This is a genomic window from Clostridia bacterium (genome assembly GCA_034926675.1).
Classification (GTDB): domain Bacteria; phylum Bacillota; class DTU025; order DTU025; family DTU025; genus JAYFQW01.
In genome coordinates this window covers 174,202-190,827 of sequence record JAYFQW010000001.1, presented here as the reverse complement: position 1 = coordinate 190,827, position 16,626 = coordinate 174,202, and the positions used below count along the sequence as shown (strand labels likewise).

Annotated in this window: 17 protein-coding genes and 1 tRNA gene; 1 reads left to right on the top strand and 17 read right to left on the bottom strand. The window is 59.3% G+C overall.

Translation table 11 applies throughout. The features are described from left to right. Window positions 1-15 precede the first annotated feature (15 nt). Window positions 16-91 (top strand) — tRNA-Trp (locus VB144_00935). Between the two features lie 181 nt (window positions 92-272). Here the strand turns inward: VB144_00935 and VB144_00930 are convergent. The 17 genes from VB144_00930 to VB144_00850 all read right to left on the bottom strand — a co-directional run bounded on the left by VB144_00930 (window position 273) and on the right by VB144_00850 (window position 16,564). Then, complete coding sequence (locus tag VB144_00930; GenBank protein MEA4882221.1) at window positions 273-512, bottom strand: hypothetical protein; 240 nt, start codon at window positions 510-512, stop codon at window positions 273-275. A 217-nt stretch (window positions 513-729) separates the two neighbouring features. Then, on the bottom strand, window positions 730-1,554 hold the full coding sequence (locus tag VB144_00925; GenBank protein ID MEA4882220.1) for a 3-keto-5-aminohexanoate cleavage protein: 825 nt from the start codon (window positions 1,552-1,554) through the stop codon (window positions 730-732). Window positions 1,555-1,557: 3 nt separating this feature from the next. Next, window positions 1,558-1,980 (bottom strand): hotdog domain-containing protein, encoded by a 423-nt coding sequence (locus tag VB144_00920; GenBank protein ID MEA4882219.1) that lies wholly within the window; start codon window positions 1,978-1,980, stop codon window positions 1,558-1,560. A 35-nt stretch (window positions 1,981-2,015) separates the two neighbouring features. After that, window positions 2,016-2,792 carry an OAM dimerization domain-containing protein gene (locus tag VB144_00915; GenBank protein MEA4882218.1) on the bottom strand — a complete coding sequence of 259 codons (777 nt, stop codon included), beginning with the start codon at window positions 2,790-2,792 and terminating at the stop codon, window positions 2,016-2,018. 5 nt (window positions 2,793-2,797) lie between these two features. Beyond that, the gene (locus VB144_00910; GenBank protein ID MEA4882217.1) at window positions 2,798-4,399 is read right to left on the bottom strand and encodes a lysine 5,6-aminomutase subunit alpha; all 1,602 of its coding nucleotides are present in this window, start codon (window positions 4,397-4,399) and stop codon (window positions 2,798-2,800) included. Beyond that, complete coding sequence (locus VB144_00905) at window positions 4,380-5,528, bottom strand: hypothetical protein (GenBank protein ID MEA4882216.1); 1,149 nt, start codon at window positions 5,526-5,528, stop codon at window positions 4,380-4,382. The genes VB144_00910 and VB144_00905 overlap by 20 nt, the downstream gene beginning before the upstream one ends. Beyond that, window positions 5,476-6,714, bottom strand: coding sequence for a lysine 2,3-aminomutase (gene ablA, locus VB144_00900; protein ID MEA4882215.1), 1,239 nt, complete (start codon window positions 6,712-6,714; stop codon window positions 5,476-5,478). The genes VB144_00905 and ablA overlap by 53 nt, the downstream gene beginning before the upstream one ends. A 16-nt stretch (window positions 6,715-6,730) precedes the next feature. Then, on the bottom strand, window positions 6,731-7,771 hold the full coding sequence (locus VB144_00895; protein ID MEA4882214.1) for an L-erythro-3,5-diaminohexanoate dehydrogenase: 1,041 nt from the start codon (window positions 7,769-7,771) through the stop codon (window positions 6,731-6,733). A 133-nt stretch (window positions 7,772-7,904) separates the two neighbouring features. Further along, a complete protein-coding gene (locus VB144_00890) occupies window positions 7,905-9,419 on the bottom strand; it encodes a sigma 54-interacting transcriptional regulator (protein MEA4882213.1) in 1,515 nt (504 codons plus the stop codon). Window positions 9,420-9,545: 126 nt separating this feature from the next. Further along, on the bottom strand, window positions 9,546-10,487 hold the full coding sequence (locus VB144_00885; protein ID MEA4882212.1) for a D-alanine--D-alanine ligase: 942 nt from the start codon (window positions 10,485-10,487) through the stop codon (window positions 9,546-9,548). A 64-nt stretch (window positions 10,488-10,551) separates the two neighbouring features. Beyond that, the gene (locus VB144_00880) at window positions 10,552-10,809 is read right to left on the bottom strand and encodes a hypothetical protein (GenBank protein ID MEA4882211.1); all 258 of its coding nucleotides are present in this window, start codon (window positions 10,807-10,809) and stop codon (window positions 10,552-10,554) included. Beyond that, window positions 10,791-11,537 (bottom strand): 5'/3'-nucleotidase SurE, encoded by a 747-nt coding sequence (gene surE, locus VB144_00875; protein ID MEA4882210.1) that lies wholly within the window; start codon window positions 11,535-11,537, stop codon window positions 10,791-10,793. Before surE ends, VB144_00880 begins: the two co-directional genes overlap by 19 nt. 40 nt (window positions 11,538-11,577) lie before the next feature. Further along, window positions 11,578-12,246 carry an MgtC/SapB family protein gene (locus tag VB144_00870; protein MEA4882209.1) on the bottom strand — a complete coding sequence of 223 codons (669 nt, stop codon included), beginning with the start codon at window positions 12,244-12,246 and terminating at the stop codon, window positions 11,578-11,580. 29 nt (window positions 12,247-12,275) lie between these two features. Then, the gene (locus VB144_00865) at window positions 12,276-13,175 is read right to left on the bottom strand and encodes a HEAT repeat domain-containing protein (GenBank protein MEA4882208.1); all 900 of its coding nucleotides are present in this window, start codon (window positions 13,173-13,175) and stop codon (window positions 12,276-12,278) included. Window positions 13,176-13,257: 82 nt separating this feature from the next. Then, window positions 13,258-13,857: a glycerol-3-phosphate 1-O-acyltransferase PlsY gene (gene plsY, locus VB144_00860; GenBank protein MEA4882207.1), complete on the bottom strand. Its 600-nt coding sequence runs from the start codon at window positions 13,855-13,857 to the stop codon at window positions 13,258-13,260. Window positions 13,858-13,878: 21 nt separating this feature from the next. After that, the gene (gene der, locus VB144_00855) at window positions 13,879-15,189 is read right to left on the bottom strand and encodes a ribosome biogenesis GTPase Der (GenBank protein ID MEA4882206.1); all 1,311 of its coding nucleotides are present in this window, start codon (window positions 15,187-15,189) and stop codon (window positions 13,879-13,881) included. Between the two features lies 1 nt (window position 15,190). Next, the gene (locus VB144_00850) at window positions 15,191-16,564 is read right to left on the bottom strand and encodes a DUF512 domain-containing protein (GenBank protein MEA4882205.1); all 1,374 of its coding nucleotides are present in this window, start codon (window positions 16,562-16,564) and stop codon (window positions 15,191-15,193) included. Between the last annotated feature and the right edge of the window lie 62 nt (window positions 16,565-16,626).

Here is a 16,626-nt window from a genome sequence, read left to right as displayed (position 1 = left end):
TGATCGGTTTTGCGCAGGGGAGTAGCTCAATTGGTAGAGCATCGGTCTCCAAAACCGAGGGTTGCGGGTTCGATTCCTGTCTCCCCTGCCATGATGTTGAAAGCCACCGCGTCGCCGCGGTGGCTTGTTGCTTAATGTCGCTATTAGCATCACTCCTGATCCGGGGCGGGCGTCCCCCGCAGATCCGCCAGGGCGCCGGCCAATCCCTCCAGCTCCGCCTGAGCCTCAAGGTATGCCCAGTCTATCGAGGGTTCCTGTGAAGACCATTTTCATCAGAACACACGAAGGCGATACCTCCTCGGCCCCGTGATTACCAGTTCTCCAGTGGCGAGCGCCTGCTCCATGCGGGCAACTGCGAGGCGGGTAAGCACATCGATCTCGTCAGGGTGCCGCGGCCGGCGCCGAACAGGGCGCTCCAAGCCGCTAGGACCCTCGCTCTCACGCCATGCCCGTACAAGCCTGGCCCTGTTCTCTTCGATATATGAATCGAACTCGTAGTGCCGTCCGCTCATGGCCGCTCACCTCCGAGACTATCGCCGTCAGCGCCGAAGTGTTGGCCGCCAACGAAATGCGATGATCAATGTGTCGCGCATGGCTTCTCTGTTCGACACCAGCCCTGCGGTTCCTTCTACTGGACAAACAGCTACGTGCTGGGTGCTTCCCCTCAGTCGGCTGGAAAAACCTTCAACCTTGTGCCGCCAGAGTGCTGAATATGGGATCCGAAACCATCTACCCCCTGTTGGCGGTGATCCCCAGCTGCACCCGCGCCTCGTTCGGGGTCGCAATCTCACGTCCTAGTTCTCCCGCAATTCGTGCAACTCTCGCAACCAACTCCGCGTTGCTCTTGGCGAGTACGCCGCGGGAATAGTAGATGTTGTCTTCAAATCCGACTCTCACATTTCCGCCCATGGCAATCGCCACGGCAGCCAGTGTAAGCTCCGCCCGACCAATCCCCGCCACCTGCCACCTTGCGCTGGCTGGGAGGCTTTCAATGCAGTGGAGCAGGTCGCGGACTGTGCCCGGGATTCCGCCCGGCACTCCCATTACGAAATCGAAGTAGAGAGGCTCCGGAATGAGTCCCTTCTTTGCAAGCCTGAGCGCATTTGCGATGTGCCCGGCATCGAAGCACTCGATCTCGGGTTTCACCCCCAGTTCCTTCATGCGGGACGCGAAGGCCTCAATAACCGAGGGCTCGTTCATGAACACCCCGTTTCCGAAGTTGACAGTCCCGGTGGTCAGGGTAGCCATCTCCGGTCTGATGTCCAAAGGCGCCAGGCGCTTCTCCGTAGGGGCGCCGACGGCGCCTCCAGTTGAGATCTGGCAGATCACATCGGTCCTTTTCCGGATCTCCGAGATCACCGTGCGAAACACCTCGACGTCCTGCGTCGCGTTTCCGTGGTCGTCTCTCACGTGCAGATGGACGACGGCTGCTCCGGCTGCCTGCGCCTCCGCTGCTGCCTCTGCGATCTCTACGGGGGTTAGCGGGAGATTCGGCTGCTCATTTCGGGAAAGCTCCGCTCCGACCAGCGCTGCACAGATGACAAGCTTATCCACTGATCAAACCTCCTCAGGCGAATGCTGCTCGCTGTTGTTGCCCAGTCGCTGTTTCTCGATGGGCGTCACGCATGTTCCGGATGCTCTGACCACCAGAATCGGCTCACCGAGAGCACGTGCTGCCGATGGGTCTTTCGGGTCCCGCGAGGCCTCGATGACCTTGAACGCTTCGAAGGTCATCGCCCGGGATGTCCTGCCCACCCGCGTGATGCGTCCCCTCGCCTCGATGTAGTCTCCGGCGAAGACAGGCGCCTTGAACTCGACCATGTCATATGCCAAGAAGAGTCCCTCATCACCGTCGTGTCTGATGAGCAGCTCTGTTGCCACATCTCCGAACAGCTGCATCATCCTCGCGCCGTCCACGAGATTGCCGCCGTAATGGGCGTCGGCCTGGCTCATTCTCATCCTCAACATGACGTCATCCATCCTGATCCCCTCCTGCAGTTCCGAAGATCCCGCAACTACCTCTCTTGGGTGAGCCGCTCGCTGGTGCGATGCTCCTTCCTTACAAGCTCCTGCGCAATGTACGCTGCGACCTGCGATGGCAGCGTTCCCGGGCCAAACCCTGCATCGAATCCAAGCTCAAGCGCAAGCTCGTGGCTTATTCGAGGCCCGCCCGCTATGAGCAGTACATCATCGCGAATTCCCTCCGCCTCCACAAGATCCACTAGGCGCGTCAGGTTCGCAATGTGCACGTTCTTCTGTGTCACTATCTGCGACACCAGTATGGCGTCAGCATCGGTTTCGATGGCCTTCGCCACCAGAACTTCATTCGGCACCTGGGCTCCTAGGTTGTAGGCACGAAACCAGGGATACCTCTCAAGGCCGTACTCACCTGCGCACCCCTTCATGTTGATGATGGCGTCGATCCCCACGGTGTGTGCATCTGAGCCGGTGCAGGCAGCAGTCACCGTGATCTTCCGGCCGAGCCTATCCCGGACGAAATCGTTGATCCTGAAGAAGTCCATCTGTTCCACTTCGATCTTCGGCATGTGAAGTTCGGTCACATCAACTGAGTGTGTGCACTTGCCGTACACGATGAAGTAGCTGAAGGGCCCTCCTAGGTCGTGGGCGCTCACAACGTCAACATCCTCGAAACCCATCTTGATTGCAAGCTGCCGCGCAGCCTCCTTGGCCTCAGGGCCGTACCTGAGGGGGAGTGTGAAACTAAGCTGGACTTTCCCATCGTTGAGCGTGTCCCCGTATGGCCTCACGTTCTTGAGATCTGTCTGAGGCATCTGGCCTACCTCCCAGCCTGCTCACGGCGACAATCTGAGCTCAGCTCGACGCCAAGTTCAGAGGCCATGGCATCTTGGAACGGATTCCAGTAGTCAACCGCCTTCTCCACCACTCCATCGAGCCCGCGACCGGATTCCGACGTTCGGGAGATTCCTGCGAACATCCCATTCCCTATCGCTTCCATGAGGCCCATGTCGCGCACGCGGGTCAGCATCTCCGTGGCACGGCCAAGGACATCCTGCGCACGGGTTTCCACGATCCCGCCAGGCGCGAAGGTGATCTCGGAACCCAGGTCTCTCGCGTTGTTGAACACGTACTTAGCGTTCCTGATGGCGAGGAAGCGGTCCTGGATGTGAGGCGTGTGTATGGCCTCAGTGAGCATTCCCAGCAGCTGTATCGACTGCCCGGTCATGACTCCTGCCAGGTTGAACATGGTGTTCAGGATGTATCCGCGGAAGATGTCGCCTGTCATGTACTTGGTGGGCGGCATGTACTTCAGGGGGGCATCGGGGAAGATGTCCCTCGCCATCTGTGCCTGCGCCACCTCATAGAGGAAGCCGTTGGGGGTGTCTGGGTTCATCTCGAAGGCATGGCCGAGGCCTATCCTACTATCAGGCAGTCCGGATCGGTGGGCCATTGCCTCGTTGATGAACTGCGACGCCAACACCGTGTGGGCTTCCTCGAATGCATCGGCCGTGGTCAGATAGTTGTCTTCGCCTGTGTTGATGGTGATCTCGGCGTAAGCGTTGATCATCCTTGAGAAGTGTTGATCTGCGAAGGTTCTCTTCATGTTGATGTCTCTGAAGAGAATCCCGTACATGGAGTCATTCAGCATCATGTCGAGCCGCTCCAGCGCTCCCGCCGCGGCGATCTCAGGCATGCAAAGGCCGGAGCAGTAGTTCACAAGGCGAACATACCTGCCGACCTCGTTCGACGCTTCATCAAGGGCGCTGCGCATGATACGGAAGTTCTCCTGCGTAGCGAAGGTTCCGCCGAACCCCTCGGTGGTGGCGCCGTAGGGCATGTAGTCGAGAAGGCTCTGGGCGGTGCTCCTGATCACCGCGATGATGTCTGCGCCCGCCCTGACCGCAGCCTGCGCCTGACCTACATCCTCGTATATGTTGCCTGTGGCAACGATCACATAGATGAGAGGTTCAGGCCCTGGCCGAAGGCTGCCAAGCATCTCCCGTCTGGTTTCCACGTTCGCCTTTATCCGGCCAAGGGTACTGTCTACGTATCCGCGTATGGCTTTCCTCTCTGCATCAACCCCTGGCGACGGAAGAGAAACGAGATCTAGCCTGCCAGAGGCGACCTCTTCCGCGATCCTCTGCGGCGGCATCCCAGTAGCGATGATCCCTCTGCCCAAGAGCGAGGCAGCGCCCTGTCCGAGCCTGTTCGCTCTGTGTATGGAATCCACTACGGAATTAGGGAGCGGCACTCCAGCGCCATCAACTCCATCCATCCCGAGCAGGCGCAACACCGTGCGCTCGATCGTAGTCGTGGTGACACGCCTCACATGGTCCATCACCGAGGACGCAATATCGGACGCGCATTCCCTGCACTTATCTATCTTGGCTGCGTCGAGATTAAGCCTCACACGCTGCACCTCCTAACGCTGAAAGCCCTGCTGCCACGTCGAACACCAGCAGGTTCGGGACACGGCGCGACACTTCCAGAGTGAACTCACGAGGATCGAACCGGACCCCCGACGGACTCGTGGGGTTTGTGCTGATCGCGACGACCGACGCACGCCTGAGAACGCTCAGCGTTCCGCCCGCGGCTTCGAATTCCCTGGCGCTTCTCTCCCCTGCCGCCACGCGCGCAGGGTCGGCGCCTACTACCACGAACTCGTTGGGGCCCGCGCGACCCGCCCTCTTCGCTCCCTCGGCCCGCTCTGCACTGTGCCGCACAAGCCATTCGGCGAGCTTGGCCAGGAGCGCGTCGCCGATCGCTCTATCGTACGCCAGACCCATGTCGTCTGGATTGAGCAGTGCTACTATTTCCGACTCTCGCCCCAAAAGAGTACGCCACGGGAACGGCTGCACCACACCTGTTGAACGGATGATGCTAGGCTGTCCGGCTCTTATTGCCGCCTCGGCCTGCCGAGATAGCTCAGGCGGAGGAGGAGGCAGTGTGAACAGGTGCACCGCCATCTCAGTGGCATCGGCTACCTCGCGCATTTCTCCATCGAGGGCCGCTCCGGTGGATAGGACGAACGATCCCACCACATCTGGTGAGGCGAGGAAGGTTCGGCCCGCTGCCCCGTCCACCAGGATCAGCTCCGCCCCGTGACTGCGCATGGCGGCGATAGATGCTATGAGATCCCGCGAATGGTTGCACCCGATGATCTCCACCGGCCCACGGCCCATGGCTCGGGCGACCACGATCTCGCCGGCAGTCGTGTGAACCCCTAGCCTCTCCAGAACCTCTAGGTGTGACGATGTCCTGTTCAGGGTCGATTCCGCCAAGGCAACCACTGTGCCTGCCGATACCTGTATGGCGGGTTTCGGCAACCCAGTTATGGCGTCGTAAAGCTCCCCGTCACGTCCACACGATGTGACGCCGACGCGGATGCGGCGCGCCGACGCCGATCGCACCAGGCTTGCAAGGACAGTAGTCTTGCCGCAGTTCTTGGCCAGGCCCACCACGCCTACGCATCGATCTGGGGACGATAGAGCGATGTCAAGAACTGTGCCGATGAGATCGTCTGCGTCTCTCGAGCCCGATTGGTTCAAGGCTTGCCACCACCCCGTCCATCAGTGCTGCTACGCCCTCATTTGCGTGAGGCGCTGGCTTCCCACATATGCCACATTCCTGGCAGTGGCTGATCTTGTCGTCAGGCTCAGTGTATGATGTGATGACCCCTTCGTAGTTTCTGAGGATCACCTTCGTATCTGTCTGGGATATCAGATACTGAGGCCCCACAGGGATCTTCCCGCCTCCGCCTGGCGCGTCGATCACATAGGTCGGAACGGCGAACCCAGAGGTGTGGCCTCTCAGGTTCTCAATGATCTCGATGCCCTTGCCCACCGATGTCCGGAAATGTTCGATGCCCTGTGAAAGATCACATTGGTAGATATAATAGGGGCGCACTCTCATCTTCACAAGATCCTGAACGAGTTTCTTCATGATGTGCGGACAATCGTTCACGCCCTTTAGGAGCACACTCTGGTTCCCGACGGGGATTCCTGCGTCAACAAGCATCTCGCAGGCACGACGGGATTCCGGGGTCACTTCCTTCGGGTGGTTGAAGTGGGTGTTGAGCCAAATCGGATGATACTTCCTAAGCATCGTGCATAGCTCCGGCGTGATCCTCTGTGGCAGAACCACCGGCACGCGCGTTCCGATTCTCACGATCTCCACATGGGGAATCGTGCGAAGCTCCCGGATGATGTACTCCAGCGCGTCGTCGGACACGGTGAGTGCGTCGCCGCCGGAGAGGAGGACATCCCTTACCTGGGGTGTATCCCGAATGTACTGGATCGCCGCGTCGATCTCACCCTTGGATATGGCGCTGTCAGTGTGGCCCGCGAACCTGCGTCGGGTGCAATGCCTGCAGTAGGTGGAGCATACCGAGGTGATCAGGAACAACACTCGATCCGGGTATCTGTGGGTGAGATGCGGAACCGGAGAGTCGACATCTTCGTGGAGCGGATCCGCCATGTCGGCCTCGCCCAGATCCAGCTCTTGTCTCACAGGTATGGCCTGCCTGCGAACTGGGCAGTTGGGGTTGTCCGGATCGATCAAACTGGCGTAGTAGGGAGTAATGGCCATGCGCAGCTTCGTGAGGCATTGCGAAACCCCTTCCTCTTCCTCCGGCGTGATGTTCACAACCCTCTTCAGCTGCTCAACCCCTGTGATCCTGTTTCTGAACTGCCAGTGCCAGTCGTCCCAGTCCTTCCTCGGGACGTCTTCCCACATGGCGCCCGCCTCCCTGCTATCTTGCGTAGAGCTCTTCGAAGATCTGGCGAAGCTGCGCGCTTTCGCGGAGTTCGGCCAGGGCGATCTCGGCATGCCCACGAGTGTAGCCGTTGCCAATGATCATGGTAACGTCGTGACCAACGCCCTCAGCCCCGAGGGCTGCGGCGGTGAAGCTAGTCGCCATGCTGAAGAAGTAGACGATCCCCAGTTCACGGGTGGCAAGTATCGACGACATCTCGGCGCCTGGGATGTTGACGCAGTTGATCGTCACATCGGCCAAGTGTCCGCCTGTCGCGTTCTCCACCATGTGAAGGATGTCGAGTGGCTTTGTGGCATCTCCCTGGAGAACAACATCTGCCCAGCCAGTAGCCTCTGCTCTGGCCTTGCTGCCCGCGGAGTGAGCAAGGGCGATCACCTTGCCTGTGACGCCTGCGCGCTTACGCGCTTCGTACATGCATAACAGCCCGGACTTGCCGCCCGCGCCGATTATGAGCACTACGTCGCCTGGCTTCACGAGCTTCGCTGTTTGTGCCGGAGCGCCGGCCACATCCAGAACTGCAAGGGCCAAGCTTGCAGGCATGTCATTGGGGAGCTTCGCGTATATTCCGCTCTCGAACAGAACGGCATGGCCTTCGATATCCACCTGGTCGGTGTCAGAATGCACCGCGATGATCTTGTCAATGACGAGCGGTGTGAGTGAGAGAGAGACTAGTGTAGCAATTCTGTCGCCAACCTTGAGGTCGACCACTCCAGCTAGGTCCGACCCGACCTTTTCGATAGCCCCGATCAACATCCCGCCTGAGCCTGTAACGGGATTGTGATGCTTGCCGCGCTTCGCCACGATCCCGAGCATGATCTCGCCGATTCGGCCAACATCCCCTGCGGCCTCCTGCTTGATCTGAGTGAAACTCGCCGCGTCGATGTTCAACGTTTCGACTTTCACAAGTATCTCGTTGTCGCGGATCGTCATCGTGTTATCAATCTTCCACGCCGCCTGAGGCATGACCCCTGCTGGCTCCATCACGCGGTGAGTTCCGTACTTGCAGCCTCTCGCCATCGTCCGCACCTCCTGATTCGTCTTGTCAACAACACTCTCGCAAGAGCCATGCCAACGCTACGCTCAGAAGATGCCCTGCTTGGCTTGGTTTGGGTGCTGCCCAATAATGGGCATGCGCCCAAGCGTCGGCAGGTCAGTCCGCTGCTTTGCCCGAGTCTATGCCCAACCTCTTGAGCTTGTGCTGAAGTGTCTGACGAGGGACGCCAAGACGGCGCGCTGCGGCAGATACGTTTCCCTTTGACATGTGGAGGGCGGATCGGAGCATCTCCTCCTCAAGCTGCCTCAGTGACGGCGCCAAAGCGGGAGATAGGCTATCAGCGGCGCGGAGTTCACTCGTTTGGGCAGCAGCGGCAGCGGCTGCAGCGGCTGCTGCTGCGCCCCGATGGCTCTTTTCACTGCCGCGGATGTCATCGAAGTGAGAAGGAAGATGCTCAATGCCGATGAGCTGCCCCTGTGACAGCTGAACCGCCGCTTCTATGGCATGCTGAAGCTCGCGGATGTTGCCCTGCCAGGGATGGCGCATGAACAGGTCCATAGCTGCAGAAGTCATGCCACGCACATCGACACCGAACTGAGTCGCATACCTGGAGATGAAGTGGGATGTGAGCGCCGGGATATCGTCGCGCCTGTCGCGTAGGGGGGGGATCTCGATTACGATCACTCCTATTCTGAAGAAGAGATCGCGCCTGACAAGCCCGCGCTCCACTGCGGACATGGGGTTCGACGACATCGATGAGAGGAGCCTGACATCGATCCTGCGCTCTGCGGATTCTCCTATCCTTCGCAGTGCGCCCTCCTGTATCACCCGGAGCAGCTTGGCCTGGAGCGAGAGGGGCATGGCGTCAACCTCATCAAGGAACATGGCGCCCCCGTTTGCCACCTCAAACAGGCCCGGGCGGTTCTCAGCCCCTGTGAAGGCGCCTTTGGCGGTGCCGAAGAGAATCCCTTCGAGAAGCGTTCCCGGAAGGGCAGCGCAGTTCTGAGCGACAAAAGGTTTTGATGCACGCGGAGATGCATTGTGTATCGACTGGACAACCAACTCCTTGCCAGTGCCCGTCTCTCCGAAAACAAGCACCGGCGACTGGCCAGCGGCCGCGCGCCGAGCTCGGAATATCACGTCCTGCATCTGGCGGCTTGCGGCGATCATGTCATCGAAGCTGTACCTGGCAGTGCCGCGGTCAGGCCCCGGCCCGGCGGTGCGGCCCCGTTCCTGCCCGTTCCTTGCCGCGTATAGCTCCGCCTGTAGATCCACCACGCGCTCAGCGAGGGCTTTCACGAGAGTAACGTCCTTCGACACCTCAATGGCGCCGACGAGCTTCGCGCCAACGTAGATGGGGAGTGTTGAGTTCAGGGTTGTAATGGTGTTGTCCTTGAAATTGCGGAACGTTTGCTGCCTGACTTGAGATGGGCGCCCAGTTCGAAGCACTGACAGGAGTGTGCTTGTGTCTTCCGAGAGTGACGGGAACACCGACAGGATATGCTTCCCTACCACCTCCGACGGGTCGAGGTAGTCGAGAACCGCGGCGACCTTGTTGTAAAAGACAGTAACACCGGAGGTGTCCACTATGTGGATTCCCTCGTTTATGGAGTCGAGCACCACGCGAAGGTCTGCAGAGAGGTGCTCGAGATCGACGGGAGCATCCCGCATCTGACTCCACCCCCCTTTGCAGCGGGGGCATGCCCTGAAAGCGGCATGCCCGATTATCGGCATCCCTTCATATTCTACCGTATTCTTGGTGAAAAGGACAGCGCCAGACCGATGTGGCTGTAGTCGTCAACGCTTGAAAGCCCCGTCTATCATCAGCTGAACAAGCCGATCGAATGTTATTCCGGCTGCTTTCGCTGCGTCGGGAAGAAGGCTCACCTCCGTAAGCCCGGGAATAGTGTTGACCTCCAGCACCCAAACGCGCCCGGATGGCTCTACGATCATATCCACCCTCGAGAAGGAATGGCACTTGAGCGCCGAATGGGCCCTAACCGCAAGCCTCCTGCATTCCGCGTCCGCCTGCGCCGGTATTCTCGCAGGGATGATGTGTTCCGACATCCCAGGGGTGTACTTGGATTCCCAGTCGTACATCTCATTCTTGGGCACGATCTCAAGCACGGGCAGAGCCTTCAGCTCGTCGTTGCCTAGCACTCCCACGGTGACCTCTGTTCCCAAGACGTATCTCTCCACCACTGCCAAAGGATCGTAGCTGAATGCGAGCTTCATGGCCTCGCCCAGGGCGGGGCGGCTCTTCACTATGGTGATTCCAACAGTAGATCCCTGGCAGGAGGGTTTTACCACGCATGGGACGCCGATTTCCGCGACTGCTCTGGCCGCCGAGGCATCCAGCGGGTCACGGGAGTTCAGGACCACGTAACCAGGGGTGGGCACACCGGCTGCCGAGAATACCGCTTTGGATACCGCCTTGTCCATGGCAAGAGCGCTTCCCAGAACGGATGACCCTGTGTAGGGGATGCCGAGAACCTCAAGAAGCCCCTGCATGCATCCATCCTCTCCAAGCCTCCCGTGCATCGCAATGAAAGCGACATCAGGCCGCTCCGACATCAGTTTCTCCACACCGCCATGGCTGGGGTCCGCCTCAATCACCCTGTGGCCCAGCCGACCTAAGGCCGCGACCACCTGCCGGCCAGACATAAGCGAGATCTCCCGCTCAGAAGATGAGCCTCCCATCAAGACCGCTACCGTCAACGGCTGGTTCCCTGAATCCATAATGCATGCGCGCAGGCAGTCCTGCGCGCCTCCCCCCTGTTCCTGTTCATCGTTATAGCCGGCCCTATCTGGGCCAGCGCTGGAATACCTGCCTGAGCACCATTGCAGATGTCTTGCACACGAGCAGGATGTAACATAGGCCCGCAACGACCAAGAATCCCCGGGCGAGAATCGCGTGACCAGAGCCGCCGTGAACGTCACCGGATTTCGCCCAGATAACTGCGAATATGATCAGCATCGTCAACACAGAGGCCAACATCAGCTGAGATGCCACGCGAACACCCCTGTGTATCGTATGCGCTCCTAGGTGCAGATGTCCCATTTCCGGAGGGCATCCAGGGTGCTCTCATCGGTCAGCTCGAATCTTATCGGAGTCACCGATACTGATCCGCGGCTCACGGCCTCTGTGTCGAGGCCCGCTTCCAGGTCGGGTTTCACAGGATCCCCACACAGCCAGTAGTATGCCCTGCCCCTAGGATCGGTCCGCTTGTCGAATATGTTGCTGTATTGGAGCACGCCCATGCGGGTGGGCTCGATTGCCTTTCCATCCCAGTAATCGGGCACATTCACATTCAACATGACCCCGCGTGGAATCCCGTGTTTCACTGTGAAGGCGGCAAGCATCGCCCCTGCCGTGGCGGCATTCGCGAACTCAATGGGATCATATGAGGCAGTGGACACCGCAATGGACGGAATCCCTGCGAATGCTCCTTCCGCGGCGGCAGCCACAGTCCCTGAGTAGACGATGTCAGTCCCAAGATTGGGCCCTCGGTTGACGCCTGCCATGACTATATCAGGACGGCACGGCAGGAGCTCATCAAGGGCAAGTTTCACGCAATCCGCTGGGGTGCCGCTCACAGCCCAGGCGTCCACTGAAAGGCCAGGCAGTTCCACCAAGGCGGCTCTGATTGGGCTGCCCATGGTAAGCCCGTGGCTGATTGCGCTGCGCTCGCCGTCCGGCGCGCACACCCATACCTCGCCAGAAACCTCCACCACTGCTCGAGCAAGTGCGGCAAGACCCGGCGCCCATATTCCGTCGTCGTTCGAGATGAGTGCCTTGAATATGCCAAGTGCCTCCTTGTGGCGTCCCCTACCAGTTGTCCAGCTCGGCGCGGAGCACCCCCGGAGTCGAGAGCAGATGCTGCAGGAGCTGGCTGTGGGTCGCAGTGGTGTTGCTCGTGGACATGGTTATGTCTATGGTGACAAGGGCATTCTCACGGTCGAGGGTGAGATCGGTGGCCAGGATGTTCATGTTGCACTCGCCCACGCAAGTCGCGATTTCACCAAGCAGGCCTGGGCGGTCCACCGCTACTACTCTCATGAAGGCTTGCTTGCGACCGATGAACCTTCGCTCTACCTTCCCCATTACGACCAGTACGATCTCTACAAAGGCGGTCGCGACAACTGCGGGAACGACCAGGCCCGCCCCGATTGCCAGGCCGATGCCTGCGGTAGTCCATAGGCTCGCAGCAGTCGTGAGCCCCTTGATGTTGGCGCCCTCCCGCATTATGGTTCCAGCGCCGAGGAAACCAATTCCGCTTACTATCTGCGCAGCAACTCTGGCTGGATCCCTTACCCCATCCGCATAGGGCCCGAACCCATATATGCTAACCAGGGTGATCAGTGCAGATCCAAGGCACACAAGGGAATGGGTGCGAAGGCCTGCTGACTTGCCCTGTTTCTCGCGCTCCAATCCAACCAGGGCGCCAAGTATTGTGGCAAGTCCGAGGAGCCAGGAGTTCCTAATGAACAGGGACATGATGGCAATGCTTCCTCCCCATAATTCCTCTAGCCAGCTGTTGTATCATGTTCAGCATCTGTGCGGCTCAGAACCTTATCGGCTGTGGATCTTACGAGCTCCCTCATGCGATGCAGAGCCTGGACTACAGGGCCTATTGCCTCGTCGCCTGCTATGTCGCGCAAGGCCTGAATGGAGAGGAGCCTGAGGTCCTCATTTTCTAGGCATACCCTGATGAGCGATTCCACAGCGCGGGAATCTCCCATCCACCGAAGTGCCTGAATCGCGCCACAGCGCACCTCGTGTGACTCATCCTCCAGGCATGATACGAGGGTATCGACTGCACGCCTATCGCCGATCTTGCGCAGGGCTTCCACGGCCTCATATCGGGCGCCCGCGTCCTCGTCGTCACAGGCATACTCCATTATCTGAGGCAGGGCGCGGTGTTCGCGCAGGTCTCCAAGGAGCTTGATGACCCTCTTGCGGACGAAGGATTGGGGCGACTGCAGTTCCTGCTGCAGAAGAGGCCAAAGATCATCCGACCGGATCGCTTTGAGCCCACTGCACGCGCTGTAGTATACGTACACACTCTCATCGCGCAGCGCGCGAACTAGGGGTGTTAGTGCAACGGAGTTCTTCGACGCCGCTAGCCCCTCAGCAGCCCACCCGCGAACAGTCTCATCGGAATCGGACAACGCTCCTATGAGAAGTGGCACGCACCGCGCGTCCTGCAGCTTCGACAGGCCGTAAGCAGCTGTGCGGCGCATGGAATCGTCACCGGCAATCAGGATATCAGAAAGAAGATCGAGCAGTTCCGCCCTTACGGAGGCAACCTGCTCGACAGCATTGTCGCGGTCGCTCGGCGCCACTCTGGAGAGGTCCTGCTCAAGCAGTTCCAGCTGCTCGACTAGCGACTTGATCCGGTCGCACTCTGGAGGAGATACACGCACTTCGGGCACCCCCGACGTTCTGCGCCAACGGGCGAGATCCACATTTGAGATTCGACGAGCCTGAGCTCGATTCCTGCCGCCCCTAGCGCACGCGTTCTCCGAACTTGCGTTCAGTGCCCGACAATAGCCTCGATATGTTGGATCTGTGCCTCCACACCGCAAGAACCGCAAGCACGGCACATGCCAGTGGCATCTGCACTGATGACGTAACGAAGTAGGCAACGATGGGCGCCGCGATCGAAGCCACGATCGAGCCAAGCGATGCATACCTAGTGGGGACGACCACTGCGAGCCACACGAGGGCAAAAGTGAGGCCTACCAGTGGCGACGCCACCATGAGGAATCCAAAGGTGGCGGCTATGCCTTTGCCGCCCTTGAATCCCAAGAACACAGGCCAATCATGCCCGGCCACAACAGCGATCCCTGCCATGCCGACCTGTGCAACAGGCAACATGAGGGCTCGCGCCGAGTAGGCGACAATGGCGCCTTTCCCCGCGTCCAGCAGGAATGTGGCAAAGGCGAATCCGAAGCCCAGAGTCCTCAGGACATTGGTTGCACCGGTGTTTCCACTTCCGTACGCCCGCACATCCACTCCTACGATGAGTTTTCCGAGGATGACGCCGAACGGGATAGAGCCGAGAAGGTAGCTGCCAAGGATAAGCAGCGCAGAACGGAGATTCATTGGGTGACTTCCCTCCGAGGTCTATTCTCTTCGCTTCAGAGCGATCTCAATGGGCGTGCCCACGAACTCGAACGAATCGCGGAGGACATTCTCAAGGAACCGCTTATATGAGAAGTGTATGTACTCCGGGTAGTTGGAGAACACAACGAACCGGGGCGGCTTGGCGCTCACCTGGGCGGCATATAGTATCCGGATCTGTTTGCCCTTTTCATCTGGTGGAGGATTGCGGAGCACTGCGTCTTCAATCACCTTGTTGACAAGAGATGTCTGGACTCGCCTCCGATGCTGACCAGCGCATGTGCAGATGGTCTCAAGCAGTTTCGAGATCCTGCGCCCTGTTATGGCAGAAACGAAGACGACAGGCGCATATGGCATGAACTGCAACAGGTCCCGCACTTTGCTTTCATATTCCCGCGCCGTCGCATCTTTCCGCTCAACGATATCCCACTTGTTCACTGCTATGACTGCCGCTTTTCCAGCATCATGGGCGTATCCCGCAATCTTGGTGTCCTGTGTGGCCGGGTCCTCAGTGCCGTCCAGCACCGTGACTGCCACGTCACACCTGTCGACTGCTCGGAGCGCTCTCAGAACCGAGTATCTCTCCACGGATTCCGATACCTTCGAATGTTTGCGAATCCCTGCAGTATCTACAATGGCATACTGCTCACCCTCGAACTCAAATGAGGAGTCAATCGCGTCTCTGGTAGTGCCGGGTAAATCGCTCACAATGGATCTCTCTTCACCAAGTATCCTGTTGACAATCGACGACTTACCCACGTTCGGCCTGCCTATGACGGCTATGCGTATGCGCTCATCCTCGGCCTCATCCAAAGCGGCCTTCTCGGGGAAACCATCTGCGATAGCATCGAGCAGATCGCCGATTCCGATCCCGTGCACAGCTGACACCGCAATCGGCTCTCCGAGTCCGAGCGCGTAGAGGCCGTAGTCGAAGTGCCGCGGATCATCCACTTTGTTGGCAGCCACCACCACCGGCTTTCTGGCCCTCCGGAGAATGTTGGCCACCTCCTGATCCTCGGAGGTGATTCCGCATCTGGAATCGACAACGAATACGAGCACATCCGCCTGGGCGATGGCGAGTTCAGCCTGGACGCGCATCTTGGCCGAGATATCGTTCGGAGGATCTGTCTCAATGCCCCCAGTATCCACAACTGCGAACGTGCGGCCACACCACTCTGCATCACCGTATATGCGATCACGGGTGATTCCAGGCGAGTCATCCACGATCGACACTCTGCTTCTGATGATCCTGTTGAACAGGGCAGATTTTCCCACATTGGGACGCCCGACAATCGCAACCAGGGGTTTCGCCATGTCATCTCACCTCGCAACTATCTGGCGCCGCGCACCCCGCGCCTATCGCGGCCTCTACTAGGCCGCGGGCTGTGACGGGGGCAACCCGCACTGGCACACCCAGTGCAGTCGAAATGTCGTCAGGAGTGGTGTTGTCGAGGAGCCTATCGCCTTCCCGCCGCAGCATTACCTCGGGGATTACGACGAAATCGCCGATCTGCTCTTCTCGACCTGAGAGGGTGCTGATTATGTCTTTCCCAACCACCAGTCCTGTCACGGTGATTGAGGGGCCCATGAACTCGTTCACGATTGTCGCGATCCGGATGCTCACTCCGCCGATTCGGTTCAGCCTGTCAATAGCATGCCCGATCACCTGCGCCCCTGAGGCGCCTGTGACGACAGTGGCGCTGATGGGGCGGCTGACCGACCTCGGCAACTCGGGTTCGATGGCGGCAAACTCGTCAATGAACAACCTGGAAAGGCCGATGCCGTTCTCGAGCTGAGGATACCCCTCATAGGCGCTGCCCGGAGGGATCGGCTGGGATGCCATGCAGTAGAACTCATCCGCTGCGAACACGAACCTGATTCCCCGTTCTGCGGTGAACCTTCGCTGCGCCGCCTCGATCTGACGCACGGTTGCCAAAGCTACATTCGGCGTGACCGGCGTCAGTTTCGGAAGGCCCTGCCTGTGGGAGGTAAGGCCCACAGGGACCACGCCCACTGATGCGCAGTACGGCGATAGGCCCCACAGATCGGAGATTGTGCGTTCCAGCACCTCGCCATCGTTCATTCCCGGCGCCATCACCACCTGGGTGTGGAACTCGATCCTAGCAGCCGCAAGTCGACGAAGCGTCACCATGATAGGCCTTGGCGCCAGTCTGCCCAGAAGCATAGCCCTGATGGAATCGTCGGTGCTGTGAACCGATACGTAGATCGGCGACAGACGGAGCCTGATGATGCGGTGGAGTTCCCCCTCGCTGAGGTTCGTGAGTGTGACGAAGTTGCCCTGCAGGAATGAGAGCCTGTAGTCGTCGTCCTTCACATACAGGGTCTTGCGCATGCCGCGCGGCAGCTGATCTATGAAACAGAAAACGCACCTGTTCGCGCAGCGCTTTTGCCGATCGAACAGAGCGTCATCGAACTCGATTCCAAGCCGAGGATCGAATCCATTGGCCAATTCTACGATGACCCTGGTTCCGCCTGGCTTCTCAATCTCCAAGGCTGCCGCAGCGGAGGCAGCGTGATATCTGTAGTCGATGATATCGCGGATTGGATGGCCATTGATCGCGACTAGTGCATCCCCGGGTTCGATGCCTGCCGCGCAAGCCATGCTGCCAGGTTCAACCGATGCGATGACCGCTGGCCGCGGAGCTCGGGAGGGGACATGAGACGACATGATCGCAGGCCCTCCTAACGTGAAACAAAAAGGAGAGGAGAGCAGGAACTCTCCCCTCCGCG

What these genes read in the sequence shown, in the direction of transcription:
- VB144_00930 (MEA4882221.1), bottom strand. Translation starts at nt 512, where the DNA reads ATGAGCGGACGGCACTACGAGTTCGATTCATATATCGAAGAGAACAGG.
- VB144_00920 (MEA4882219.1), bottom strand. Translation starts at nt 1,980, where the DNA reads ATGGATGACGTCATGTTGAGGATGAGAATGAGCCAGGCCGACGCCCAT.
- VB144_00915 (MEA4882218.1), bottom strand. Translation starts at nt 2,792, where the DNA reads ATGCCTCAGACAGATCTCAAGAACGTGAGGCCATACGGGGACACGCTC.
- ablA (MEA4882215.1), bottom strand. Translation starts at nt 6,714, where the DNA reads ATGTGGGAAGACGTCCCGAGGAAGGACTGGGACGACTGGCACTGGCAG.
- VB144_00895 (MEA4882214.1), bottom strand. Translation starts at nt 7,771, where the DNA reads ATGGCGAGAGGCTGCAAGTACGGAACTCACCGCGTGATGGAGCCAGCA.
- VB144_00890 (MEA4882213.1), bottom strand. Translation starts at nt 9,419, where the DNA reads ATGCGGGATGCTCCCGTCGATCTCGAGCACCTCTCTGCAGACCTTCGC.
- VB144_00885 (MEA4882212.1), bottom strand. Translation starts at nt 10,487, where the DNA reads ATGGATTCAGGGAACCAGCCGTTGACGGTAGCGGTCTTGATGGGAGGC.
- VB144_00880 (MEA4882211.1), bottom strand. Translation starts at nt 10,809, where the DNA reads ATGGGACATCTGCACCTAGGAGCGCATACGATACACAGGGGTGTTCGC.
- VB144_00870 (MEA4882209.1), bottom strand. Translation starts at nt 12,246, where the DNA reads ATGTCCCTGTTCATTAGGAACTCCTGGCTCCTCGGACTTGCCACAATA.
- plsY (MEA4882207.1), bottom strand. Translation starts at nt 13,857, where the DNA reads ATGAATCTCCGTTCTGCGCTGCTTATCCTTGGCAGCTACCTTCTCGGC.
- der (MEA4882206.1), bottom strand. Translation starts at nt 15,189, where the DNA reads ATGGCGAAACCCCTGGTTGCGATTGTCGGGCGTCCCAATGTGGGAAAA.
- VB144_00850 (MEA4882205.1), bottom strand. Translation starts at nt 16,564, where the DNA reads ATGTCGTCTCATGTCCCCTCCCGAGCTCCGCGGCCAGCGGTCATCGCA.